At 59.5% G+C, this 22987-nt stretch carries 18 protein-coding genes, 2 tRNA genes and 4 pseudogenes; 9 read left to right on the top strand and 15 right to left on the bottom strand.

The window, feature by feature from the left end:
• Positions 1-996, bottom strand: a complete 996-nt coding sequence (locus tag LJU32_27525; protein WKV88975.1) for an IS110 family transposase — start codon at positions 994-996, stop codon at positions 1-3.
• A 317-nt stretch (positions 997-1313) separates the two neighbouring features.
• Complete coding sequence (locus LJU32_27520; GenBank protein WKV88974.1) at positions 1314-1718, bottom strand: serine kinase/phosphatase; 405 nt, start codon at positions 1716-1718, stop codon at positions 1314-1316.
• Positions 1719-1858: 140 nt separating this feature from the next.
• Between LJU32_27520 and can the strand changes: the two genes are divergently transcribed.
• The gene (gene can / locus LJU32_27515; GenBank protein WKV88973.1) at positions 1859-2503 is read left to right on the top strand and encodes a carbonate dehydratase; all 645 of its coding nucleotides are present in this window, start codon (positions 1859-1861) and stop codon (positions 2501-2503) included.
• A 9-nt stretch (positions 2504-2512) separates the two neighbouring features.
• Here the strand turns inward: can and LJU32_27510 are convergent.
• Positions 2513-3036: pseudogene (locus LJU32_27510) on the bottom strand (lysine methyltransferase).
• Between the two features lie 172 nt (positions 3037-3208).
• Positions 3209-4381: a hypothetical protein gene (locus tag LJU32_27505; GenBank protein ID WKV88972.1), complete on the bottom strand. Its 1173-nt coding sequence runs from the start codon at positions 4379-4381 to the stop codon at positions 3209-3211.
• 218 nt (positions 4382-4599) lie between these two features.
• Between LJU32_27505 and LJU32_27500 the strand changes: the two genes are divergently transcribed.
• Together LJU32_27500 and LJU32_27495 are read left to right on the top strand one after the other, a co-directional pair.
• Complete coding sequence (locus LJU32_27500; protein ID WKV88971.1) at positions 4600-4890, top strand: nucleotidyltransferase domain-containing protein; 291 nt, start codon at positions 4600-4602, stop codon at positions 4888-4890.
• A complete protein-coding gene (locus LJU32_27495) occupies positions 4887-5231 on the top strand; it encodes a DUF86 domain-containing protein (protein ID WKV88970.1) in 345 nt (114 codons plus the stop codon). Before LJU32_27500 ends, LJU32_27495 begins: the two co-directional genes overlap by 4 nt.
• Positions 5232-5267: 36 nt before the next feature.
• On the opposite strand, the gene LJU32_27490 is transcribed toward LJU32_27495, so the two are convergent.
• Complete coding sequence (locus tag LJU32_27490) at positions 5268-6686, bottom strand: TIGR00366 family protein (protein WKV88969.1); 1419 nt, start codon at positions 6684-6686, stop codon at positions 5268-5270.
• A gap of 337 nt (positions 6687-7023) precedes the next feature.
• On the opposite strand from LJU32_27490, the gene LJU32_27485 reads away from it, so the two are divergent.
• The 3 genes from LJU32_27485 (at position 7024) to LJU32_27475 (ending at position 10534) form a co-directional block, all read left to right on the top strand.
• On the top strand, positions 7024-8337 hold the full coding sequence (locus tag LJU32_27485; GenBank protein WKV88968.1) for an MFS transporter: 1314 nt from the start codon (positions 7024-7026) through the stop codon (positions 8335-8337).
• A 114-nt stretch (positions 8338-8451) separates the two neighbouring features.
• Positions 8452-9768 (top strand): PAS domain-containing methyl-accepting chemotaxis protein, encoded by a 1317-nt coding sequence (locus tag LJU32_27480; GenBank protein ID WKV88967.1) that lies wholly within the window; start codon positions 8452-8454, stop codon positions 9766-9768.
• Between the two features lie 166 nt (positions 9769-9934).
• Complete coding sequence (locus LJU32_27475) at positions 9935-10534, top strand: flavin reductase family protein (protein WKV88966.1); 600 nt, start codon at positions 9935-9937, stop codon at positions 10532-10534.
• Between the two features lie 52 nt (positions 10535-10586).
• Here the strand turns inward: LJU32_27475 and ggt are convergent.
• A pseudogene (gene ggt / locus LJU32_27470) lies at positions 10587-12418 on the bottom strand (gamma-glutamyltransferase).
• A 336-nt stretch (positions 12419-12754) separates the two neighbouring features.
• Between ggt and LJU32_27465 the strand changes: the two are divergent.
• The gene (locus LJU32_27465; GenBank protein WKV88965.1) at positions 12755-13147 is read left to right on the top strand and encodes a helix-turn-helix domain-containing protein; all 393 of its coding nucleotides are present in this window, start codon (positions 12755-12757) and stop codon (positions 13145-13147) included.
• 79 nt (positions 13148-13226) lie between these two features.
• Positions 13227-13451 carry a type I toxin-antitoxin system SymE family toxin gene (locus LJU32_27460; GenBank protein ID WKV88964.1) on the top strand — a complete coding sequence of 75 codons (225 nt, stop codon included), beginning with the start codon at positions 13227-13229 and terminating at the stop codon, positions 13449-13451.
• Between the two features lie 361 nt (positions 13452-13812).
• On the opposite strand, the gene LJU32_27455 is transcribed toward LJU32_27460, so the two are convergent.
• Positions 13813-13889, bottom strand: a tRNA-Met gene (locus LJU32_27455).
• 115 nt (positions 13890-14004) lie between these two features.
• Positions 14005-16062 (bottom strand): methyl-accepting chemotaxis protein, encoded by a 2058-nt coding sequence (locus tag LJU32_27450; GenBank protein WKV88963.1) that lies wholly within the window; start codon positions 16060-16062, stop codon positions 14005-14007.
• A gap of 332 nt (positions 16063-16394) precedes the next feature.
• Here LJU32_27450 and LJU32_27445 point away from each other — a divergent pair, with 332 nt between their 5' ends.
• The gene (locus LJU32_27445) at positions 16395-17612 is read left to right on the top strand and encodes an MFS transporter (protein WKV88962.1); all 1218 of its coding nucleotides are present in this window, start codon (positions 16395-16397) and stop codon (positions 17610-17612) included.
• Between the two features lie 181 nt (positions 17613-17793).
• On the opposite strand, the gene ychF is transcribed toward LJU32_27445, so the two are convergent.
• The 7 genes and pseudogenes from ychF to lolB all read right to left on the bottom strand — a co-directional run bounded on the left by ychF (position 17794) and on the right by lolB (position 22985).
• Positions 17794-18894, bottom strand: a complete 1101-nt coding sequence (gene ychF / locus LJU32_27440) for a redox-regulated ATPase YchF (GenBank protein ID WKV88961.1) — start codon at positions 18892-18894, stop codon at positions 17794-17796.
• A 22-nt stretch (positions 18895-18916) separates the two neighbouring features.
• Positions 18917-19500: pseudogene (gene pth, locus LJU32_27435) on the bottom strand (aminoacyl-tRNA hydrolase).
• Positions 19501-19671: 171 nt separating this feature from the next.
• Positions 19672-20273 (bottom strand): annotated as a pseudogene (locus LJU32_27430) (50S ribosomal protein L25/general stress protein Ctc).
• Between the two features lie 140 nt (positions 20274-20413).
• A complete protein-coding gene (locus LJU32_27425) occupies positions 20414-21355 on the bottom strand; it encodes a ribose-phosphate pyrophosphokinase (GenBank protein WKV88960.1) in 942 nt (313 codons plus the stop codon).
• A gap of 45 nt (positions 21356-21400) precedes the next feature.
• Positions 21401-21475 (bottom strand) — tRNA-Gln (locus LJU32_27420).
• A gap of 37 nt (positions 21476-21512) precedes the next feature.
• Positions 21513-22364, bottom strand: coding sequence for a 4-(cytidine 5'-diphospho)-2-C-methyl-D-erythritol kinase (ispE, locus tag LJU32_27415; GenBank protein ID WKV88959.1), 852 nt, complete (start codon positions 22362-22364; stop codon positions 21513-21515).
• Positions 22365-22367: 3 nt separating this feature from the next.
• Positions 22368-22985, bottom strand: a complete 618-nt coding sequence (lolB, locus tag LJU32_27410) for a lipoprotein insertase outer membrane protein LolB (protein WKV88958.1) — start codon at positions 22983-22985, stop codon at positions 22368-22370.
• Positions 22986-22987 lie beyond the last annotated feature (2 nt).

The following is a 22987-nucleotide window of genomic DNA, read 5'->3' as shown; positions in this document are numbered from 1 at the left end:
TCAAGCTTTTTGGACGTGTTTACCGCTAAAAAGCTTGGCCGTGTCGAAGTCTTCTCCGGCCTGCATGCAGGCCCATAGTCCGGTCAGGTATTTGCGCATGACTGCGACGATAGCTTGCATCTTCCTCTTTCCTCGGGCCACCAACGCTTCGTAAAACGCTTTCACGTTCGGGTCGCAACGTATGGCGGTCAGCGCAGGCATGTACATCGCTGAGCGCAAATAGGCATTGCCGCCCTTACTTATCCGGCCGGGTTTATCAATGCTGCTTCCTGATTGCGTGAGTCGGACATCGAGTCCGGCATGGCGGCTAACCTGCGCGGATTTAAGCGTCACCGGTAAGGTCGTCAGTTCAGCCAGCGCTGCAAATACTGAGATCTCACCCATGCCTGGAGCGGCAATCATGTGTCCAAACTGGGCGCTCAACATTGGGCAGTTGTCGATCAATGCCCGACCAGCGACACGGAAACGCTCGATTCGTTTGTCAAAGGCGTTGATGGCCTCTTCTTCATCCTCAATCAGCATCGGGAGTGTTGTTTGAGTAGCTTTTAGCGCATGCAGCTCGTTTTTGGCGCGGGTGCGGTGACCTGTCAAACGATTGATGTGGCGGCCGATAGCACGCAGCTCAAGCTGTATTGAAGTGGGCGGCGTCCACAACCTTGGGCTCATCCGTTCGCCGTATTCAGCTAATAATTGGGCATCGATTGCGTCCGTTTTGCTGTTTTTCAGCATCAGCTTTGCAAAGTTGTGAAAACTCTTCGGATTGATAACCGAGACTGGCAAACCCGCCGCAGCGAGCTCCATGGCCAAGTCCAGGTAGTAGATACCGGTGGCTTCCATCACCACAGATATCGGCTTGAGCTCAAGCAATTTGCCGACAGCAGCCTTGCGCCCCGCCGGCGTCTGGTCGATATTGCACTGACCTGCAAAGCGGCCGCCATTGCGCCAGCCCATCGCTGTAGTGCGAGATCCCACATCCAAACCGACGTGCATGTTCATGCTTTCAACTCCAAGAGAACTGAGTTAAAAATGCTTCCTGGTTCCCCTGACCTCGAACTTCATGCCACTGCAACCTTGTAATGCGAAGTCCGACTCGTCGGCTTCTCGATACTCTTCGTGGTGGGCAATGAGGCGGGGGACCTCTCTACAGACAAGGTCAGGAGCAAGTCCTGCCTTAAGGAGCGATCGGTCTCCCCAGAAACACATCTTCGTATGTCGCACCAGCGAGCTTAGATCTCATTCATGCTGGTGTCTGGGGAACATACAAGGAGCAGCCTTCGGCAGCTCCTACAGGGGGCGAACTTCAAATCAGCTGGTCAGCGCTTGCCATTCAGCGGATCCAGATCCGCCAGTTCCGCTTCATCCAGCCCGTCACCGCCGCCGATGTCGTTTTCACCGACCTCGCTCAAATCCCAATCCGCCGGATTGCCCTCGCCGATTTCATCGGCATCGCGCGCGCCGTCCTCGCGAATCAACGTTTCCGGGCTCAGGTCATCGTCGGTCGGCTGATGATCATCTACCGAAGCCCCGGTCATACCCGCCTCACGCACCCGCTCAGCCGGCATCAACTGGTCGCGTTCGCGCTCGGGCAGCTCATCACCGATTTTCGCACTGGGTTCTTCGTCGTCAAAATCCAGCTCGTGCACCGAGCCCATGCGGTCTTCGTTATCATCGATGGGTTCCGGTTGCACCGCATCATAAGGGCGTCGTGAATCAGTCATGGCAATTCCTCATAGTGTGGGCCTTACTGAGTGGACTCACCGGGCGCGCGAGAATTCCAACGGAAACACTTTGCGCTGGTGGCGTGACTTCGACGGGTGGTCGTCTATCAAACCTGCGCATCTTTCTTGAGGCCTTATCCATGCACGATCTACAAGACCTGATTGATAACAACGAGCGTTGGGCTGACGCGATCACCAAGGAAGACCCGGACTTCTTCGCCAAACTGGCGCGCCAGCAGACCCCGGAATATCTCTGGATCGGCTGCTCCGACGCACGCGTACCGGCCAACGAAATCGTCGGCATGCTGCCGGGCGATCTGTTCGTACACCGCAATGTCGCCAATGTCGTGCTGCACACAGACCTCAATTGCCTGTCGGTGATCCAGTACGCGGTTGATGTGCTCAAGGTCAAACACATCCTCGTCACCGGCCACTACGGCTGCGGCGGCGTGCGTGCTTCGATGCAGGATCGTCAGTTCGGCTTGATCGACGGCTGGCTGCGGTCGATCCGCGATCTGTACTACGAGAAACGCGAAGAGCTGGCCAAGCTGGCGACCGAAGAAGAGCAGGTCGACCGCATGTGCGAACTCAACGTGATCCAGCAAGTGGCCAACGTCGCGCACACCAGCATCATCCAGAACGCCTGGCATCGCGGACAGCCGCTGTCGATCCACGGCTGCATCTACGGGATCAAGGATGGCCGCTGGAAAAGTCTGAACACCACCATCAGTGGTTTCGAGCAATTGCCGCCGCAATATCGTCTGCGCCCGGTCGGCGCGCCGTAACCGTCGCTCTCAACCCCGCCCCGCGTGACGCCAGCGCTGTAAAAGTGCTGGCCTTCAGGCGTGGGGTGCTCATCGTAACCGGTGATCCAGCCACGGCAGCGCGGCGAGCCGCAATCGCAGGCGAACTGGTGCAGCAGTTTGTCTTCGGTCGATGCGTAATCGATGCTCAGGCGCTCGCCGCTATGGATATCCTTCAAGGCCCACAGCCACAGTTCGCTCATGTCGAGAAAGGCATTCGGGTCGCAGGCGTGTTCCAGCACTCCGCAAAAGCGCGGATCGTAAACATGGATACCGGTTTGCAACTGACGGGTCTGTCGACCGCGGTAGGGCAGCAATTGCCCTGATACCCGACACATTCGGCTGATACGCAGAAATTCGCGGCGCGCGACCACTGCCGCGGCAACGCCTCGTTCGTTGTGGATGATCTGGAAGTCGTCGCAGGATGGAAAGCCCAGCCGCACGGGAAGTCCGGCGAAGGGATAGATGCCTTCGGTGTCGCGGGGCGGATGCCGGCCCATGGCTTGGTTGTTCATAACGATCCTTGTTGGTAAGTGTTGCCTCCGGGTTGTGCCCATGCCTCGTCTGCGGGACATGATTGGATCCAAGCCTCGCGTATTTGAAGCTACCGGTCTACTGTCAAACCTGACAGGCGCGATCACCGTTATCCCGCGTCAGCATTGGCTGACACGGGGGCTCCGGCAGCGACTACAGAGCGGGTGCGGGCACAGCGGCCGCAGGCAAGGGCGCTTTCAACTGCTGCAGTTGTGTCTTTACCCGTGGCGTGGCGCACTTGGCAGCCGCTTCTTCGGCGCTGAGATCGCGGATCGAGGTGTAGAACAACTCGCAGGTTTTGACCTTTTGCGTCACCTGCCATGTTTGCGTGCAACTGTTCAGCGTGGTCTTGGCATCGCTGCCCGGTTTGCTGCCCATCGCCGCCTGCCAGCAGGCAGCACTCAAATCCTGGCCCATGACTTTCAGGCCCGCCGCGTCTGCCTTGGCCTGGGCATCGTCGCCGGTGTAGCTCTTCGGGTCGGCGGCGTACCAGATGTAACTCGGATGATTCGAGCCGAGCACCGGCACACTCACCCCTTCGCTCGGACTGATGCTCGCCAGCCCCAAAACGCCAACCGTCGGTCCATATTGTTCCTTGATCCAGTTGCGCACTGGCGCCCCGAACGCAACCATCGGCAGCGTCGTGCCGCTGGCGGTCTGGCTGAACTGCTTGACCAGTGTGGTCTGGTAATCCTTGAAGTAGTCGTAGACGTCCTCCAGATCCCCGCCGGCATTGGATGGTGCGGCGATCGGCGCGATGTCGATGATGGTCTGGTAAGCCGGCGTCTGCTCGGCGGGGATGCCGTTATCGGTCAGCAAGGTTGCCCAGCGATCGGTAGTATTCGAGCGCAAATAGTCCTGCGCCTGCGTCAGCGAATAATCCGGCGGGAAGTGCAGTAGCTCGACAGTTTTGCGGTTTTCCAGCGCCATGCCCAGCGGCAGGAACAGATACCAGCTATAGGCCCATTTGCCATCGGCATTGAGCTTGCTGGCGCCGGCATAAGCCAGATCGCCGGCGTCGAGCAACGCCGACAGCGGCTTGTCGTAGCCGTCGGGGACACCGCTGATCTCGGCGTAGAGCTGATCGTTGTCGGTTTTCACCAGCACCTTGGCGTTGGCATAACCGTCGCGTTGCACACTCTGGCTCAGGTAATGAGCGACGGTCTGCTCCAGCGTCCAGTTGCGAAAGCAGATCACGCTGCAATTGTTGGGGTAGGCGAAGAGGCGGGTGACGCGCTCGGTGCTGCCCAGTTTCACGTCGACATCGGCGTGGACGGCGGCGCTTAGCGTCAGTGCAACGAGGGTAAGTCCTGCGAGTTTGAACATGCTCAGATCCTTTTCAGCGTGGGTTCCCCTCGAGTTTGGGGGCGCTTCATAGTGGATCAGCGGTGTTTGACAGAAAAGCGGTTGAGTATGGATTCTTGCCTGAATGCGGTATTACCCAAGCAGCGCACATATTGTTACGGCTGTGCCAACAAGCACGCTGCCTGGTGCGCGTCCGCACTGCTAGACTGCAGCGACATCGAATTTTCCAAGGGTGAGTCATGAAGCCTTCTACTGCTCTCGACATGCAAAGGTCCGCCGTCCGCGAAGTCATCAGGCGCTTTCGTGTGGCCAACCCGCGTGTATTTGGTTCAGCATTGCTGGGGACGGATCTGGACGGTAGCGATCTCGATCTGCTGGTTGACCCGCTGCCCGGCACGACGCTTTTTGATCTGGGCGGACTTCAGGTTGAGCTTGAAGACCTGTTGGGTGTTGCGGTCGAGGTGCTGACCCCCGGCGACCTGCCAGTGAAATTTCGTCAGCAGGTGCTTGATCAGGCGCGACCCGTATGAACGAGAACCGGCGAGATGATTATCTTGAACATATTCGTCAGGCCGCGAGCGATGCGCTTATCTTCGTCGAGGGCCTGAACAAAGATGAATTCGCTGAAGATAAGAGAACGCAACAAGCGGTGATCATGAGCCTGATCATCATTGGAGAGGCAGCGACCAAGATCATGGATCGTTACCCTGAGTTCACTGTTGAAAACGCGCAGGTGCCGTGGCGCAGCATGCGTGGGATGCGTAATCGAATTGCTCACGGTTATTTCGATATCAATCTGGACGTTGTCTGGGAAACCGTTCAGGTTGCGTTGCCTGCACTGTTGAAGTCCCTTCCGACCGCTCAAGGTTGAATACGCCTGTCCGCAGACAGGCGAATTAAAGTCTACCTACGGCATCACCGGCGGCGTATACGCCAATGTCGTCCCCAACGCCCACAACAACAGCAGCACCAGCGGCGTGTGCACCAGCAGTTGCACGAACGAGAAACCGATCAGGTCCCGCGCCTTCAACCCGAGCACGCCCAGCAGCGGCAGCATATAGAACGGGTTGATCAGGTTCGGCAGAGCTTCGGCGGCGTTGTAGATCTGCACTGCCCAGCCGAGGTGGTATTGCAGGTCATTGGCGACTTGCATCACGTAGGGCGCTTCGATAATCCACTTGCCGCCGCCGGACGGTATGAAGAACCCGAGAATCGCCGAATACACGCCCATCAGCAGCGCATAGGTGTCGTGGGAGGCGATGCTGACGAAGAAAGTCGAAATGTGATGCGCGAGGGTTTGCGCATCGGCGCCTTTGACTGTGGTCATCAGCGCGGCGATCGAGCCGTACAGCGGAAACTGGATCAACACGCCAGTGGTGGTTGGCACCGCACGGGCCACCGCATCGAGGAAGCTGCGCGGGCGCCAGTGCAACAGCGCGCCGAGCATGATGAACAGGAAGTTGTAGGTGTTCAGGCCGGAAATCGCAGTGATCGCCGGTTTGGTCGAGAACTCGTGAAACAGCCATCCCGCCGCCAGCAGTACCAGCACGATGATCAGCAACGGGCTGTGTTCCAGCCATTCGCCGGGGCGAGTGCGCGGTTGCAGCGGTGGCAGATTGAACGCCGGGTCGATGCCACAGGCCTTGGCGTCGCGTGCCGAGTTCGGCCCCGGGGCGGTGGCGTAGGCGATGATGATCGAAATCACGATCAGTGCCAGCAGCATGACCCCGGACTGCCAGAGAAAAATGGTTTCGGTGAACGGGATCACGCCGGTGATCGACAGGATCGACGGCGGCAGGCTGCCGGGGTTGGCCTGCAACTGGGCGGCCGACGATGACAAGCCCAGCGCCCACACCGCACCGAGGCCCAGATACGCCGCAGCGCCTGCGGCGCGATAATCCATTTTCAGGTCGGTGCGGCGGGCGAGGGCGCGTACCAGCAGTCCGCCGAATACCAGCGACAGACCCCAATTGAGCAGCGATGCGACCATCGAGATCAACGCCACCCAGGCCACGGCGGAGCGGCCGTTCTTCGGGATGCGTGCCAGTTTGTCGATCAGTTTGACTGCGGGCGGAGAGCTGGCGACGACATAACCGCCGATCACCACGAAGGCCATCTGCATGGTGAACGGGATCAGGCTCCAGAACCCGTCGCCGAAGGCCATCGCTGCAGCGGTGGGTTTGGCGCCCATGGCCAACGTGGCCAGCGCAACGATGATGACGGCCAACGCGGCGAACACCCAGGAGTCGGGAAACCAGCGTTCGGCAAAACTGGAACAGCGCAGGGCAAAGCGCGCGGAGCGGCTATCTTCGATATCAACGGCCACGGGAAGTACCTCGGATTTTTTATGGTTATTTTGATCTCTGGCCACAATCTCAACATGGTCAGCGCCCTTGTGGGAGCGAGCTTGCTCGCGAAGGCGTCAGGTCAGTCAACAGTGATGTTGAATATACCGGCCTCTTCGCGAGCAAGCTCGCTCCCACAGGGATTGATGGTGGTTTGTAAGCTGTGGCCCAGCAGACAGGCACTAACAGTAAATCAAGCGCCGCCCTTTTGTTGAGCAGGTTTTCGCAAACCGAGACTATGGTCTGACGGGTTGTCGATCCGCGCTTTTGCGTAGACCATGAGCGCCTTGGTTTTTGCCGATGCCTGAGTTCTTTGTCATGACTGCCAATTCTCCAGCCCGACCGGCGCCATTCAGCCGTGCCGACTACAAGACCCTCGGCCTTGCGGCGCTCGGCGGGGCGCTGGAAATCTACGATTTCATCATTTTCGTGTTCTTCGCGCTGACCCTGAGCCAGCTGTTCTTCCCGCCGGAAATGCCCGAGTGGCTGCGTTTGCTGCAGAGTTTCGGCATCTTCGTCACCGGTTATCTGGCGCGGCCGCTGGGCGGGATTCTGATGGCCCATTTCGCCGACCGTCTGGGCCGCAAAAAGGTGTTCAGCCTGAGCATCCTGATGATGGCCCTGCCGTGCCTGCTGATCGGGATCATGCCGACCTACGCACAGATCGGCTATTTCGCACCCTTGCTGTTGCTGGCGCTGCGCATCCTGCAAGGGGCGGCGGTGGGTGGTGAAGTGCCGAGTGCCTGGGTGTTTGTCGCCGAGCATGCGCCTGTCGGCCATCGTGGTTACGCCTTGGGATTTCTGCAGGCCGGCCTGACCTTCGGTTACTTGATCGGCGCACTCACGGCGACCTTCCTGGCGCAGGTTTTCACGCCTGCCGAAATTCTCGATTACGCCTGGCGCTATCCGTTTCTGCTCGGTGGCGTGTTCGGCGTGGTGGGCGTTTATCTGCGCCGCTGGCTCAGCGAAACCCCGGTGTTCATGGCCATGGAGGCGCAACGCGAGGCGCGAGTCGAACTGCCGCTGCGCACGGTGTTGCGTGAACATCGTCTGGCCATGCTCCCGGCCATGTTGCTCACCTGCGTACTCACCTCGGCGGTGGTGGTCTTCGTGGTCATCACCCCGACCATGATGCAGAAAACCTTCGGCATGACCGCCAGCCACACCTTCGGCCTCAGTGCCTTGGGCATCGTTTTTCTGAATATCGGCTGCGTGATCGCCGGTCTGCTGGTCGACCGCATCGGCGCCTGGCGCACGGTCATGCTCTACAGCCTGTTGCTGCCGCTGGGCATTGGCGTGTTGTATGGCTGTCTGATCATGGGCGGCCATTGGATCGGCATGGCCTATGCGGTCGCCGGTCTCGCTTGTGGGGTAGTGGGTGCGGTGCCTTCGGTGATGGTCGGGTTGTTCCCGGCGCGGATTCGCGTGTCGGGCATTTCCTTCACCTACAACATTGCGTACGCGGCGTGGGCAAGTATCACGCCGCTGTTGCTGATTGGTCTGATGCCGTGGAGCCCATGGATCTGCGTGTTCTTCTGTGCAGTGATGGGCGCGGTGGGGATTGTGACGGCGGCGTATTTCGGTGCGCGCATGCCACGTACCGGACCGTGTCAGGCTGCCGGCGCTGCCTGAACCGCAAGCGCCGGATTATTTTCGACTGACGGGTCTGAAGCTGGCTTCAGAAAAGCTGCGCAAGGCCGATGGCTAGGTTGTATCCGCTAACTACCCTGCCATCGGTGCTTTCCCATGTTCAATAAACGCTTGAAACAAGAGCTGGCCGCTCTGCGCGAAGAACTCTCCAGCCTTGTACAAGTGAAGGAAAGCCTGGAAAGCGAAATGCTCGCGCTGACCCTTGAGCCCGACGGGCGGATTCGTTCGGTCAACCAGAATTTTCTCGATGAAATGCTCTACAAGAGCCAGGACCTGGTCGGCCGGGCAATTGAAGACATCGTGCCGGCCCACGTCAAAACCGACGAATTCCATCAGCGCTTCAAAAACTCGATGAGCCGTGGCGAGCATTTTGCCGGCGCCGTGCGCCTGTTGCGCGGCAATGGCGACGAGGCGTGGCTGCGTTCCATCGTGCAACCGGTGCGCTCGTCCGATGGCCGGATCAGACACATCTCCTTCTACGCCAGCGACCTGACCCGCACCATCGAAGCCTCCCGCGAGCATGAGAACCTGATCGGCGCGCTGGTGCGCTCTACCGCCGTGATCGAGTTCGACCTCAACGGCAATGTGCTCAGCGCCAATGATCGCTTCCTCAACGGCATGGGTTACAGCCTGGCGCAGATCAAAGGCAAACATCACCGCACGTTCTGCGCCCCGGATGAGTACAACAGCGCCGAGTACCAGAACTTCTGGCGGCGCTTGAACAGCGGTGAGTTCGTCGCTGGCCGCTTCAAGCGTATCGACAGCCATGGTCGTACGGTGTGGCTGGAAGCGTCCTACAACCCGGTGGTTGATGCCAACGACAAACTGTACAAAGTGGTGAAGTTCGCCACGGTGATTACTGATCAGGTCAACCGCGAGCAGGCGGTTGCCGACGCGGCCAGCATCGCTTACAGCACTTCGCAACAAACCGACAGCACCGCGCAACGGGGCACCACGGTCGTCACCGAAGCGGTGAATGTGATGCGTGATTTGTCGCGGCACATGCAAGCCGCCGGCGAAGGTATCGAGGCGCTGAACGAGCAGTCGCTGGTGATCGGCACCATCGTCAAAACCATCAGCGGCATTGCCGAACAGACCAACCTGCTGGCGCTCAACGCCGCCATCGAAGCCGCTCGCGCCGGCGAGCAGGGCCGTGGTTTTGCCGTGGTCGCGGACGAGGTCCGGCAACTGGCCTCGCGCACCAGCCAGGCGACCGATGAAATCGTTGGCGTGGTACGGCAGAATCAGGAAATGGCCCGCAATGCCGTGACGCTGATGACCGACGGCAAGCTCCAGGCTGAACAGGGCCTGGCGCTGGCGGCGGAGGCAGGCACGGTGATTGTCGAGATTCAGGACGGTGCGCAGAAAGTGGTGGATGCGGTGGGGCAGTTTGCCAATCAGCTTTCTCACTGATCGACACTGACCAAGTGTGGGAGCGAGCCTGCTCGCGAAGGCGATTCAACATTTAACGTTAATGTTGGCTGATACACCGCTTTCGCGAGCAGGCTCGCTCCCACAGGTTCTGTGTTTCTCCAGTGGCAGCGCTACAATCGGCTCCTTTTCCTCCGGAGCAGATCCCATGAGCGCCTCCCACCGCCGTCCGGTGCCTCTGAACAAAGCCTACCGCCTGCTCAACCACGGGCCGACCGTGCTGGTCAGCGCCGCTCACGACGGCCAACGCAACATCATGGCCGCCGCATGGGCCATGCCGCTGGATTTCGAGCCGCCGAAAGTCGCCGTCGTCCTCGACAAATCCACCTGGACCCGCCAGTTGCTCGAAGCCTCGGGCACCTTTGTGCTGAACGTGCCTTGCGTCAATCAGGCCGATATCGTGCAAACCGTCGGCAACACCTCCGGCCTGGAAATCACCCGCGCCCAGGGTCAGGACAAGTTTCAGGCGTACGGTCTGCAAACCTTCGCTGGCGAACAGGTTGAAGCGCCGCTGCTCGACGGCTGTGTCGCCTGGCTCGAATGCCGCCTGTTGCCGGAGCCGCGCAATCACGAGCAATACGACCTGTTCCTCGCCGAAGTCATCGCCGCCCAGGCCGACGAGCGAGTGTTCAGCGACGGCCGCTGGCATTTCGAAGGGCAGGATGGATTGCGCACGCTGCATCACGTTGCGGGCGGGCATTTTCTGACGATTGGGGATGGGGTGGATGGCAAGACGTTGGCGGTCTGATTTACTCCAGGAGAAGGCCTGCTGCTCGGCAGGCCTTTTTCAATGCAGTGTTTCAGTCCCCCAACGCTTCTCCCTCACGCCGAGGATCGGCACCCCCGTCAATGTCGCTTTGCCCTGCGCATCCTTCACCCGCACGATCGCCTGGGTACCGCTGGTCATGTCGATTTCGCTGACCGCGTGGCCCTTGTCCTTGAGTGCCTGAATCAGCGCCGGGCTGAACTGTCCCTGTTCCAGTTCGGTGGGGCCATTGCGGCTGCCGAAGTTGGGCAGGTTGATCGCACTTTGTGCATCGAGGTTCCAGTCGAGCAGGCCGATGGTGGTTTTCGCCACGTATTCGATGATTTGCGAGCCGCCGGGTGAGCCGACCGTGGCGACGAATTCGCCAGTGTTGCGATCAAAGATCAGCGTCGGCGCCATCGACGAGCGTGGGCGTTTGCCCGGTTCGACGCGGTTCGCGACTTTCTGCCCGTTCTCTTCGGGGATGAACGAGAAGTCGGTCATCTGGTTGTTCAGCAGAAAACCTTGAACCATCAGGTGCGAGCCGAACGCGGCTTCGATGGTGGTGGTCATCGACACGGCGCCGCCGAGATCATCCACCGCGACCACTTGCGAGGTCGAGATGCGCAACGGCGAGCGGTCCGGTGCGTAGGCAACCTGTACGCCCGGCGGTGTGCCCGGTTTGGCGCTGCCCATGCTGCGCTCGCCGATCAGGCTGGCGCGGCTGGCCAGATAGGCAGGATCGAGCAGACCTTTGACCGGCACCGGGACGAAGTCGGTGTCGGCCACGTATTGCGCACGGTCGGCATAGGCCAGACGTTCAGCCTCGGCGATCAGATGCACCGCTTGCGGCGCCGGTTCGATGCCGGCCGGCTTATTGCTGTTCACTGGTTTGAGCGGGGTCAGCGACAGGCGTGGATCGCGAGTCTCCAGCGCCTGCAACGTGCCGAGAATCTGTGCCACGGCGATCCCGCCCGACGACGGTGGCGGCATGCCGCAGACCTGCCAACGCTTGTAGTCGGTACACAGCGGCGCGCGCTCCTTGGCCTGATAACGCTGCAAATCGTTCAGCGACAGGCTGCCGGGGTTGGCGTGCTGTTGAACCTTGGCGACGATCTCTTCGGCGATCTGACCTTTGTACAGGGCATCGGCACCTTCGCTGGCGATACGTTTGAATACGGCGGCCAACTTCGGGTTGTGCAGGCGCGTGCCGACGGCTTTGACGCTGCCATCCTCATTCAGGAAGTACGCAGCCATGTCTGGCGACTGGCGTATCAGTGGATCGGCAGTCAGCAGCGAATGCAGACGCGGGGAAATTGCAAAGCCTTGCTCGGCCAGTTTGATCGCCGGCTCAAACAGCTTCGCCCATGGCAAGCGACCATGCTGCCGATGCGCCAGCTCCAGCGCGCGCAATACCCCGGGCGTACCGACCGAGCGCCCGCCGATCTGCGCTTGCGTAAAGGCCATCGGTTTACCGTCAGCCTTCAGGAACAGCTTCTCGGTGGCCCCGGCCGGCGCCGTTTCGCGGCCGTCATAGGTGCGCACCTGCTTGCCATCCCACAACACAATCATCGCCCCGCCACCGATCCCGGAAGACTGCGGCTCAACCAGCGTCAACACCGCCTGCATCGCAATCGCCGCATCAATCGCCGAACCACCCTCACGCAACATCTCCCGCCCGGCTTCGGCCGCGAGTGGATTGGCAGCAGCGGCCATGTGCCTGTTGGCGTGACGGGTTTGCAGATCAGTGCGATAGCCGGATGCAGCTTCCGGTGCCAGCGGCAACGAAGAAGAGGGCGGGGCGTTGCATGCGGTGAGGGTCAGAGCGCTGACAAGCAGTGTCAGGGCTGGCAGGCGAAAGCGCTTCAAAGGCTGGGCTGGAAACACGCGGGCTCTCCGTCCGTGGGGTAGAAGTCTTGGGGGACTTTATCGAGCGGGCGGGCGGGGTGCAAACCGGTGGGGATTTGGTGCTATGTCAATCGTCCTCGACGGTGCGTTCCAAACCCGGTTGGTTGCGATGGATTCAGTTGAATCAATGGTGTCTTTGGTTGTGGTTCTTCGCCCCGGCTGGAGTAATTTTCGTACATTTCTCCTACAGAACTTTCAGGTCGACAGCCTACGCGGCGTTGCCTGAGGATGGTTTCTGTAGTTTTTCCAGGATGGATATCAGATGAAGAGGATGAGTCCGTTGCCATTCGATTTTATTTTCAGTTGGCCGCTGTCATGAGCATTTCCAATGAGGATCGTGATTTTCTGGTGGCGTTGGGCAGTCGCATTGCACATTTACGCACGGTGCACGAGATCACACAGACGCGGTTTGCAAGGGCTTTAGGTCTTTCCCGGCAGACCTTTCAGGGTTACGAGGAGGGCACGCGCAGCATGCCGGTCACGACACTGGTGAAGATGGCATTTGCGCTTCGCGTTCCCGTTGAAGACCTGCTCGGGGTTCCCTCGTACACGGAGACGACCAGGCGCAGCTTGACCTCGACGTGGTATCGACGGCTGCAGTCCATCAATGAGCTTTCGAAGGTCCAACAGAAGGTAATTGCGCAGATGCTTGACGCGCTGATCGCACAGGCAGCGAGCAAAACAAGCAACGAAGAAAAAGAAGTTTGAAGTAACCCAAAGAACGCGGAACCAAGGTGCGCGAACACCCAGGCCCCGCTAACCACAAGCAGCTAAACAGGAGCTAATCATGGCTAAAGCCAATCATACGACATCAACCCCCATCACTGAACGCCGGTTGAAAATCGCCGCTGATTTTTACCCGGTCCACACCAAGGAAAAAACCTACAGCCTCGCCAAACCCGTACCCTGGATCAGACTGCGCGGCCTGTGGCTACGGCAGGCAGGATTCGAGGTGAACGAGAACGTCAAAGTGCGTGTGATGAAAGGGTGTCTGGTGATTACAGCGGAATAGATGAATCGTCCAAGTACAGCCGCAACGCCAGTTGCGTAGGAAAAACGCCGCTAACCCTCAAAGAATAGCGGCGTTTTTTCTCATATAGCGCTCTTGATTATCTAAAGTTTTATGGCGGGCGGGGCTCGTAATACCTGGCTAAAAGCCTGGTTGGGAGGAAGGCATTATCTTGAATTTGATATGTGGCTTATATGAAAAAAGGCGCAGTGCAAACTGTAAGAAAGTCTGACGGATGAGCGGCTGCGAGCCCACTGATCAATCGAAAGGGCTGAAGATAGACCTTCTGTGGGTGGGGAACCGGAGGGGAATTATTGCAGGCATAAAAAAACGGCCTACCTTTCGGTAAGCCGTTTTTAGTACTTGGTGGCTACACAGGGACTTGAACCCCGGACCCCAGCATTATGAATGCTATGCTCTAACCAACTGAGCTATGTAGCCAAGTGGCGCGCATTATTCCCCTGAAATGGCAAAGCGTCAAGCGTAAATCGAAAATATTTCTTCCTGTTTTCAACCGCTTATCCTCCAGCCCCGAAAATCGGGGCCGGGGAGGGCGTCAGCGCAGTTGGAATCTGGCGGTATTGGCGCTCAGGGCCTCGCTGCCCTGGCTCAAGGTGTCCGCCGCGAGGTTAACCGCGCGTGCGCCTTCAAGCAAACGCACCGCCGCTTGGTCGACCTGCTGGATATTGCCGCTGACTTCGTCGGCGGTGCTGGCCTGTTCTTCAACCGCCGTGGCGATTTGCGCCAGGGTGTCGGTGACACTCTGTACGGCGCTGGCGATTTCTCCCAGGCGCTCTCCGAGTCCGGTGACCGCTTCGGCATCCGATTGCGCCTGGCCGCAGGCGGCTTCCATCAGGCTCACCGCTTCGTTGACCGTGGCGCGCAGGCTGTCGACAGTGCCGGCGATCTGCGCGGTGGACGATTGCGTGCGTTGCGAGAGGCTGCGCACCTCGTCGGCGACCACGGCAAAACCGCGACCCTGTTCGCCGGCGCGGGCGGCTTCGATGGCGGCGTTGAGTGCGAGCAGGTTGGTCTGCTCGGCGACGCCGCGAATGGTGTCCACGACCAGTTGAATCTGCTGGCCTTGCTCGCTGACCCGGCCAAGCGCGGCGGCGGTGTCGTTCAGGCGCTGATTGAGCTGCTGAATGCTGGCCGTGGTGCGTTGGCTGTCGCGGCTGCTGTCGGCGGCGATGCGCCGGGTGTGCTGGGCGCTGCCGGAGGCCTGTTCGCAACTCTGCGCGACGCCTTGCGAGGTGGCGGCCAATTGCGTGGCGGCAGCGGCAATCTGGCTGATCTGCAACTGCTGCGCCTCGACTTCGCTCAGGGCGCCGCTGGAGTGTTGGTTGAGGCTGCGTACCGCGTTGCTCAACTGCGAGGTCTCGTGGTCGACGCCGAGCATGCTGCTGCGCAGTTGCACCACGGCGACGTTGAGCGCGGTGCTGATCGCTGCCAGCTCATCGCGCCCCACCACCGGCACTTGCAGGCTCAGGTTGCCGTCGCGCAAAGCTTCGGCGAGTAGGGTGATGCCGCTGGCGCTGCGGCGGATCGAGGCTTGCAGGCAGACAAACAGGTATAACGCGGCCAACAGCAAGCAACCGAAGATTGCAGCGACAAGAATGAACTGGCGAATCGCCGAGCTGTAATAAGCATCGAGCCGCTGATCCAGCGCCACCAGGGATTGCTGGCGCAGGGACGCGAGGTCGGTGAGCAGCGCGTCGAGGCTGCGTTCGAAGTCCTCTGGCTTGAGGTTGATGCTGCCGCCAAACACACCGTCGTCGAGGACTTTCAGGCCGCTGTCGAGGTGTTTCAGGCTGTCGTGATACTGACCGGCCCAGGCTTGCAGTTCGGCTGGCAGACGCGCCTCCAGCAGGCCGGCGGTTTTCACCAGTTGCTCGCGGGCGTCGCCGATGCGGCTGCGCAGGTCGCGCAACTGCAAGCGGCTCTGCAGGGTGAACTGCCCGGAGACCACCGAAGCCTGGCCGACCGCGGCGAGACGGCCGACCCGCTCGATCAGGTCCGGTGCGTGTTGCGTGGAAATGTGCGTCAGCAGGTAGGTTTCCAGCCACGGTGCGAGAGTCAGGCGATTGTCCATGACAATCTGTTCGCGCAAGGCTTGCAGCGCGCCCAGGGCATTGGTGAAGCGGTCGTAACCGTCCGGCCACCAGCCAACGCTGCTGAGACTTTTCGAATCCAGACCATTGAGTGCGGTTTGCAGCGCCTGATAGCGCTCGAGGATTGCGCCGTCGGCGCCTTGCTGGTTCAGGGCATTGCCCAGCTCGGTGGTGGCTTGCAGCACCGCCGGTTGCACGCCATCGAAGGCAGCCATGGCGGCGAGGGTGGCCGGTGTCGGCTGACGATTGGTCTCGGTGGCGCGCCAGCGGGCGGCGCGGTCGCGTTGCGCGGCGAGCAGGTTGTCCAGCGCATCCAGCGCGAGCAATTGACGCACACCGGCACGTTCGCCGGAGATCAGATTGAGCTTCTCGCGATAGTCATGGCCGATCATCAACAGGCTGCCGGCCAGCGGCAGAATGAACAGCAGAAACAATAATTGGAATTTACCTGCGAAGCCAAACCGCCCCAGCAATTTGATCCCCGGTGAAAGGAAAGCCTGCATGCCTCATGACTCCTCTGGACACCACGCACCATTGGCGTGCATCGCGAACCTTGCGGCTGCGACCTGTGCCCTCTAAAAGGCCTCGAAAGTTCACCCATGCCCGCTCTGTAGGCCGGCTCTGTAGCGAAACTTCCCATTGTCGAGCGCCTTTGTAAGGCGATCGTGTTCAAGGGCAGAAGCAAGGCAAGATTCAGACCATGGCGTTGCGCTATCACCGTTCGCTCGACGACCAGTCAGTTAGTTAGCTGCCTAAGGGGATAGCGCGAGCGCACCGAAAAATGGCACATTGGCGCACCTGCCTGCGGGCACCCATCTGCTGTCCGGAATTTTCCATGGCTATCAGCAACGTTCAGACCGCCGCTGCCTCGGCGACCGCTGCTCCGCAAAGCAGCCCCTTGGTGATGCGCATCATCGGCGCGGTGGCGCTGGCGCATCTGATCAATGACCTGATCCAGTCGGTGCTGCCGTCGATCTACCCGATGCTCAAAGCCAATTATGGCCTGACCTTCACCCAGGTCGGCCTGATCACCTTGACCTTCCAGTTGACCGCGTCGCTGTTGCAGCCGTGGGTCGGTTATCACACTGATCGCCACCCCAAACCGTGGCTGTTGCCGGCGGGCACGGTGTGTACGTTGATCGGCATTCTGATGATGTCGGTGGTCGGCAGCTTCCCATTGATTCTGCTGGCGGCGGCGCTGATCGGCATTGGCTCGTCAACCTTTCACCCGGAAGCCTCGCGTGTTGCGCGACTGGCCTCGGGCGGCCGGTTTGGTCTGGCGCAATCGACCTTTCAGGTCGGCGGCAATGCCGGCTCCGCGTTCGGCCCGTTGCTGGCGGCAGCGATCATCATTCCCTTCGGCCAAGGCAATGTGGCGTGGTTCGGTCTGTTCGCGGTGTTTGCGCTGTTCGTGCTGTACCGCATCAGCCGCTGGTACGCCAATCACCTCAACCTGTTCAAGCTCAAGGCCGGCCAGGCGGCGACGCACGGCTTGTCGAAGGGCAGGGTGACCTGTGCGCTGGTGGTGCTAGGGCTGCTGGTGTTCTCCAAATATTTCTACATGGCCAGTTTCACCAGCTACTTCACCTTCTACCTGATCGAGAAGTTCGACCTGTCGGTGGCCAGCTCGCAGCTGCACTTGTTCCTTTTCCTGGGCGCAGTGGCAGCGGGGACGTTCTTCGGCGGGCCGATTGGCGACAAGATCGGACGCAAGGCAGTGATCTGGTTTTCCATCCTCGGCGTCGCGCCGTTCACCTTGATCCTGCCGCATGTCGATCTGTTCTGGACCAGCATTCTCAGCGTGGTGATCGGCTTCATTCTCGCCTCGGCGTTCTCAGCGATCGTGGTGTACGCGCAGGAACTGGTGCCGGGTAATGTCGGGATGATTGCCGGGATCTTCTTCGGTCTGATGTTTGGTTTCGGCGGGATTGGCGCAGCGCTGCTCGGGCATCTGGCGGATGTGCACGGGATTGAGTACGTGTATTTCCTGTGCTCGTTCCTGCCGTTGTTTGGTGTGTTGGCGATCTTCCTGCCGCGTACTAAAAAGGCCTGATTAGACGAATCGAACTGTGGGAGCGAGCCTGCTCGCGAATGGGTGGGTCAGTTGACGAATGCTTAGCTGACACGCCGCATTCGCGAGCAGGCTCGCTCCCACAGGAGATGTACGCAGTCACTGAATTTCAGGCACAAAAAAGCCGCGTATCAAACGCGGCTTTTTCTTGCCCGGCTGTTGCTTAGACGTTGAAACGGAAGTGCATCACGTCGCCGTCCTTGACGATGTAATCCTTGCCTTCCAGGCGCCATTTGCCGGCTTCCTTGGCGCCGGCTTCGCCCTTGTACTGGATGAAGTCGTTGTAGGCGATGACTTCGGCACGGATGAAGCCTTTTTCGAAGTCGGTGTGGATCACGCCAGCGGCCTGTGGTGCGGTGGCACCGACCTTGACGGTCCAGGCGCGGACTTCTTCGACACCGGCGGTGAAGTAGGTCTGCAGGTGCAGCATTTCGTAGCCGGCGCGGATCACGCGGTTCAGGCCAGGCTCTTCCAGGCCCAGGGCCTCGAGGAACATGTCCTTCTCTTCGCCGTCATCGAGCTCGGCGATTTCCGCTTCGATCTTGTTGCACACCGGAACGACCATGGCGCCTTCTTCTTCGGCGATGGCCTTGACCACGTCCAGGTGCGGGTTGTTCTCGAAACCGTCTTCGGCAACGTTGGCGATGTACATGACCGGTTTGGTGGTCAGCAGGTGGAAGCCCTTGATAACGGCTTTCTCATCCGCGCTCATGTTCTTCATCAGGCTGCGTGCAGGCTTGGCTTCGGTGAAGTGCGCGATCAGTTGCTCGAGCAGCGCCTTCTGAACCACGGCGTCCTTGTCACCGCCCTTGGCGTTGCGCGCGACTTTCTGCAGTTGCTTCTCGCAGCTGTCGAGGTCGGCGAAGATCAGTTCCAGGTCGATGATTTCGATGTCGCGTTTCGGGTCGACGCTGTTGGAAACGTGAATCACATTGTCGTCTTCGAAGCAGCGCACCACGTGAGCGATAGCATCGGTTTCGCGGATGTTGGCCAGGAACTTGTTGCCCAGGCCTTCACCTTTTGAGGCGCCAGCGACGAGGCCGGCGATGTCGACGAATTCCATGGTGGTCGGCAGGATGCGCTTCGGATTGACGATGGCTGCCAGAGCTTCCAGGCGCGGATCCGGCATCGGCACGATGCCGCTGTTCGGCTCGATGGTGCAGAAGGGGAAGTTCTCGGCCGCGATACCGGATTTGGTCAGGGCGTTGAACAGGGTGGACTTGCCGACGTTAGGCAGGCCGACGATGCCGCAATTGAATCCCATGGTGTTTCCCCTCGGGTAAAAGTCAGGCCTTCTGGCTGTGCAGGTTTTTCATCGCGCGGTTCCATTCCCCGGCGAGGATATCCGGCAGCACGCCGAGGGCAAAGTCGATGCTGGCATCGAGTTTTTCCTGTTCGGCGCGTGGCGCACGACCCAGGACGAAATTTGAAACCATACTGGCAACGCCCGGGTGGCCGATGCCAAGCCGCAGGCGGTAGAACGTATTCTGATTGCCCAGTTGCGCAATGATGTCGCGCAACCCGTTGTGACCGCCATGGCCGCCGCCCTGCTTGAGCTTGGCAACGCCCGGAGGCAAGTCGAGTTCGTCATGCGCCACGAGGATTTCTTCAGGCTTGATGCGGAAGAAACCGGCGAGTGCCGCCACGGCCTGGCCGCTGCGGTTCATGTAGGTGGTGGGAATCAGCAGACGAACATCCTGACCCTGATGCGAGTAGCGCCCGGTCAGGCCGAAATATTTGCGATCGGCCACAAGAGTCACATTTTGTGCGTGGGCGATGCGCTCAACAAAAGGGCCCCTGCGTTATGCCGGGTCTGTTCGTATTCAGCGCCTGGATTTCCCAGGCCAACGATCAGTTTGATGGCAGTCACGATAGGGGCCCTTCCTTGGAGTGGTGGATAACATCGCCGCGATCAGGGAAAGCGGCGAAAGTGGACGAAAAATGCTCATTTACCATGGATGTAAACTCCGCGTTCTCGCCCGCTTTCTCGCTACGTTCCAGTCCGCGATGTTACTTGCTCACTCCGGCATGACAGAGTGAATTACTCTGCTGCGCCTTCTTCGGTAGGTTCTGCAGCTACACGTGGAGCGTGGACGTTGGCAACAGCCTTGTCATCGCCGTGTGCCAGAGCAACGAACTCAACACCTTTAGGAGCTTTGAGGTCCGACAGGTGAATGATGGTGCCGATTTCTGCTTTCGACAGGTCGACTTCGATGAACTCAGGCAGATCTTTTGGCAGGCAGGAAACTTCGATCTCGGCAACAACGTGCGAAACTTCGCCGCCTTTCTTGACTGGAGCTTCTTCGCCAACAAAGTGCACAGGCACGATGGCGGTCAGTTTCTGGCCGGCGACAACGCGTACGAAGTCAGCGTGCATCACGTGGCCTTTGGCCGGGTGACGCTGCAGAGCCTTGATGATGACGTTCTGCTTGGTGCCACCAACGTTCAGCTCGATGATGTGGCTGTAAGCCGCTTCGTTTTCGAGCAGTTTGGCAACTTCTTTGGCCAGCATGCTGATGGATTCAGGGGCTTTGTCGCCACCGTAAACTACAGCTGGAACCAGGCTTGCGAGACGACGCAGGCGGCGGCTCGCACCTTTCCCAGGTCGGAACGCACTTCAGCATTCAGAGTAAAATCGTTCATTTTGTATCTCCAAAATAGCCATGACCGAGTGGCGTTTGCGACCAGCGCCGAACACGGTATGGGCAAAAAGCCCCGCCCCGACAGGAATGCCGGGGCGGGGCGCTTTTCGTCAACGAGACATTTCGTGAAGGGCAGGGCCCTTAACGGAACATCGCGCTGATCGATTCTTCATTGCTGATGCGGCGAACCGCTTCGGCAACAACCGGTGCGATATCCAGTTGACGGATACGTGCACAGGCTTGTGCTGCAGCGGACAGCGGGATGGTATTAGTGACCACCAGCTCGTCCAGCACGGAATTTTCGATATTCTCGATGGCCCGGCCCGACAGCACAGGGTGTGTGCAGTAGGCAAAGACCTTGGCTGCGCCATGCTCTTTCAGGGCCTTGGCCGCGTGGCACAGGGTGCCGGCGGTATCGACCATGTCATCGACGAGAATACAGGTACGCCCTTCGACATCACCGATGATATGCATCACTTCAGAGTGATTGGCTTTCTCACGGCGTTTGTCGATGATCCCGAGATCGACGCCCAGCGACTTGGCAACAGCCCGTGCACGCACGACGCCACCAATGTCCGGGGACACGATCATCAGGTTTTCGAAGCGCTGATCTTCAATGTCATCCACCAGAACCGGGGAGCCGTAGATGTTATCTACCGGAATATCGAAGAAACCCTGAATCTGGTCAGCATGCAGATCAACCGTGAGGACACGGTCGATGCCGACTACGGTAAGCATGTCAGCGACGACTTTCGCGCTGATAGCCACACGTGCGGAACGCGGACGGCGATCCTGACGGGCATAACCAAAATAAGGAATAACAGCAGTGATACGAGTAGCCGAGGAGCGGCGGAAGGCATCAGCCATCACTACCAGTTCCATCAGGTTATCGTTGGTCGGAGCGCAAGTCGGCTGAATAATGAAGACGTCTTTACCGCGAACGTTTTCATTGATCTCGGCTGTGATTTCACCGTCGGAAAACTTGCCGACAGAGATGTCACCGAGAGGGATATGCAGCTGACGTACGACACGCCGAGCCAGATCGGGGTTGGCATTCCCCGTAAAGACCATCATCTTGGACACGCGCAGTACCTAGAGGCTGAGGGTAACCTGGATGAGTAGAGAAAATGGCAGGGGCGGCTGGATTCGAACCAACGCATGGCAGGATCAAAACCTGCTGCCTTACCGCTTGGCGACGCCCCTGTATCTGTTGCTTTCAAGTGCCGGGCACTTGATTCCTTTAGAGCAGACTTTGCAGCTTGCGATGCAACATCGAAACGTTGCTTCCTTTCGCTACAAACCCTGTAAGGGTCTCTGTCAGAAGGGCCGAGACTTTATCAGCTTCAGCTTTGCTTGGGAAGCCCCCAAACACACAACTTCCAGTTCCGGTGAGCTTTGCTTCGGTAAATTTACCTAACAAATCCAATGCGTTACGTACCTCTGGATAACGCCTTGCTACCACCGGCAAACAGTCATTTCGACTGTTTCCCTCGGGAACGGGGCGCACTTTAATGGGCGGTGTGTTACGTGTCAACAAAGGATCGGAAAAAATTTCTGCCGTACTAACAGCGACTTGCGGCACGAGCACCAGATACCACGGTTCTTCGGGATCGACCGGGGTCAGTTTCTCACCGACGCCCTCGGCAAACGCCGCGTGGCCGCGGACGAAAACCGGCACATCGGCACCGAGTGACAAGCCCAGTGCGGCGAGGCGATCTTCATCCCAGCCCAGTTGCCAAAGATGATTGAGACCGAGCAGGGTCGTCGCCGCGTTCGAACTGCCGCCACCGATGCCGCCGCCCATGGGCAGGACTTTGTCGATCCAGATGTCGATGCCGAGCGCGCAGCCGGACTGTTGCTGCAACATCTTCGCTGCGCGCACGATCAGGTTGCTGTCGTGGGGCACGCCGGCGAACTCGGTGTGCAGTTGAATCACGCCGTCATCGCGCACGGCGAAAGTGATTTCATCGCCGTAATCAAGGAACTGAAACAGCGTCTGCAACTCGTGATAACCGTCTTCACGGCGACCGAGAATGTGCAGCATCAAGTTGAGTTTGGCCGGCGAGGGCAGGGTCAGGCGTGCAGCGGTCATGCGTTATTGCCCCAATTTGCGCGGTTGCCAGGTCTTGATCACCAGCGTCACGTCGAGGTCGGTGCCGTGCAGCTTGATGCGTTCGGGCAGCCAATAACCATTCTGTTCGGTGTAGGCGGTGTATTCGACTTTCCAGCCGTCCTGCTCAAGGCTGGCCAGACGACTGTCGGCGTCCAGGTTCAGACGACTTTTACTTTCCGGAGCTGGCAGGCCACGAACCCACCAGGCCAGATTCGACACCGGCAATTTCCAGCCGAGCTGTTCTTCGAGCAGCGCTTCAGGTGATTGCGATTCGTAGCGGCCCTGGTTGGCAACTTCCAGCGACACCTTGCCCGGACGCCCGGTCAGGCGTGCCGCGCCACGACCCAGCGGGCCGGAGAGGCGAATGTCGTAATAGTCCTGCCGCTGCAACCAGAACAACGTGCCGCTGCCGGAATCCTTCGACGCTCGGATGCCGATCTTGCCGTCGATCTGCCAGCCATCGAGGCCGGTCAGTTGCTGTTTGTTAGCCGCCCACTGGGCCGGGCTGCCGTGGCCCTCGACCGACTCGCGAGTGCCGAACCCCGAGCAGCCGGCGAGCAGGGCGATGAAGCTGAAAATAATAACGTGGCGCAAAAACATGG

The organism is Pseudomonas sp. B21_DOA (assembly GCA_030544685.1).
Taxonomy (GTDB): Bacteria; Pseudomonadota; Gammaproteobacteria; order Pseudomonadales; family Pseudomonadaceae; genus Aquipseudomonas; species Aquipseudomonas fluorescens_AO.
The sequence above is the reverse complement of the archived record's forward strand: the minus strand, read 5'-3'. Positions and strand labels throughout refer to the sequence as shown.

Excerpts from the sequence above, each read along its gene's own strand:
- can (WKV88973.1), top strand. The coding sequence starts at position 1,859 with ATGCACGATCTACAAGACCTGATTGATAACAACGAGCGTTGGGCTGAC.
- LJU32_27480 (WKV88967.1), top strand. The coding sequence starts at position 8,452 with ATGTTCAATAAACGCTTGAAACAAGAGCTGGCCGCTCTGCGCGAAGAA.
- LJU32_27475 (WKV88966.1), top strand. The coding sequence starts at position 9,935 with ATGAGCGCCTCCCACCGCCGTCCGGTGCCTCTGAACAAAGCCTACCGC.
- LJU32_27460 (WKV88964.1), top strand. The coding sequence starts at position 13,227 with ATGGCTAAAGCCAATCATACGACATCAACCCCCATCACTGAACGCCGG.
- LJU32_27500 (WKV88971.1), top strand. The coding sequence starts at position 4,600 with ATGAAGCCTTCTACTGCTCTCGACATGCAAAGGTCCGCCGTCCGCGAA.
- LJU32_27445 (WKV88962.1), top strand. The coding sequence starts at position 16,395 with ATGGCTATCAGCAACGTTCAGACCGCCGCTGCCTCGGCGACCGCTGCT.
- LJU32_27520 (WKV88974.1), bottom strand. The coding sequence starts at position 1,718 with ATGACTGATTCACGACGCCCTTATGATGCGGTGCAACCGGAACCCATC.
- LJU32_27450 (WKV88963.1), bottom strand. The coding sequence starts at position 16,062 with ATGCAGGCTTTCCTTTCACCGGGGATCAAATTGCTGGGGCGGTTTGGC.
- LJU32_27495 (WKV88970.1), top strand. The coding sequence starts at position 4,887 with ATGAACGAGAACCGGCGAGATGATTATCTTGAACATATTCGTCAGGCC.
- LJU32_27465 (WKV88965.1), top strand. The coding sequence starts at position 12,755 with ATGAGCATTTCCAATGAGGATCGTGATTTTCTGGTGGCGTTGGGCAGT.
- LJU32_27505 (WKV88972.1), bottom strand. The coding sequence starts at position 4,381 with ATGTTCAAACTCGCAGGACTTACCCTCGTTGCACTGACGCTAAGCGCC.
- LJU32_27485 (WKV88968.1), top strand. The coding sequence starts at position 7,024 with ATGACTGCCAATTCTCCAGCCCGACCGGCGCCATTCAGCCGTGCCGAC.
- ychF (WKV88961.1), bottom strand. The coding sequence starts at position 18,894 with ATGGGATTCAATTGCGGCATCGTCGGCCTGCCTAACGTCGGCAAGTCC.
- ispE (WKV88959.1), bottom strand. The coding sequence starts at position 22,364 with ATGACCGCTGCACGCCTGACCCTGCCCTCGCCGGCCAAACTCAACTTG.
- lolB (WKV88958.1), bottom strand. The coding sequence starts at position 22,985 with ATGTTTTTGCGCCACGTTATTATTTTCAGCTTCATCGCCCTGCTCGCC.
- LJU32_27525 (WKV88975.1), bottom strand. The coding sequence starts at position 996 with ATGAACATGCACGTCGGTTTGGATGTGGGATCTCGCACTACAGCGATG.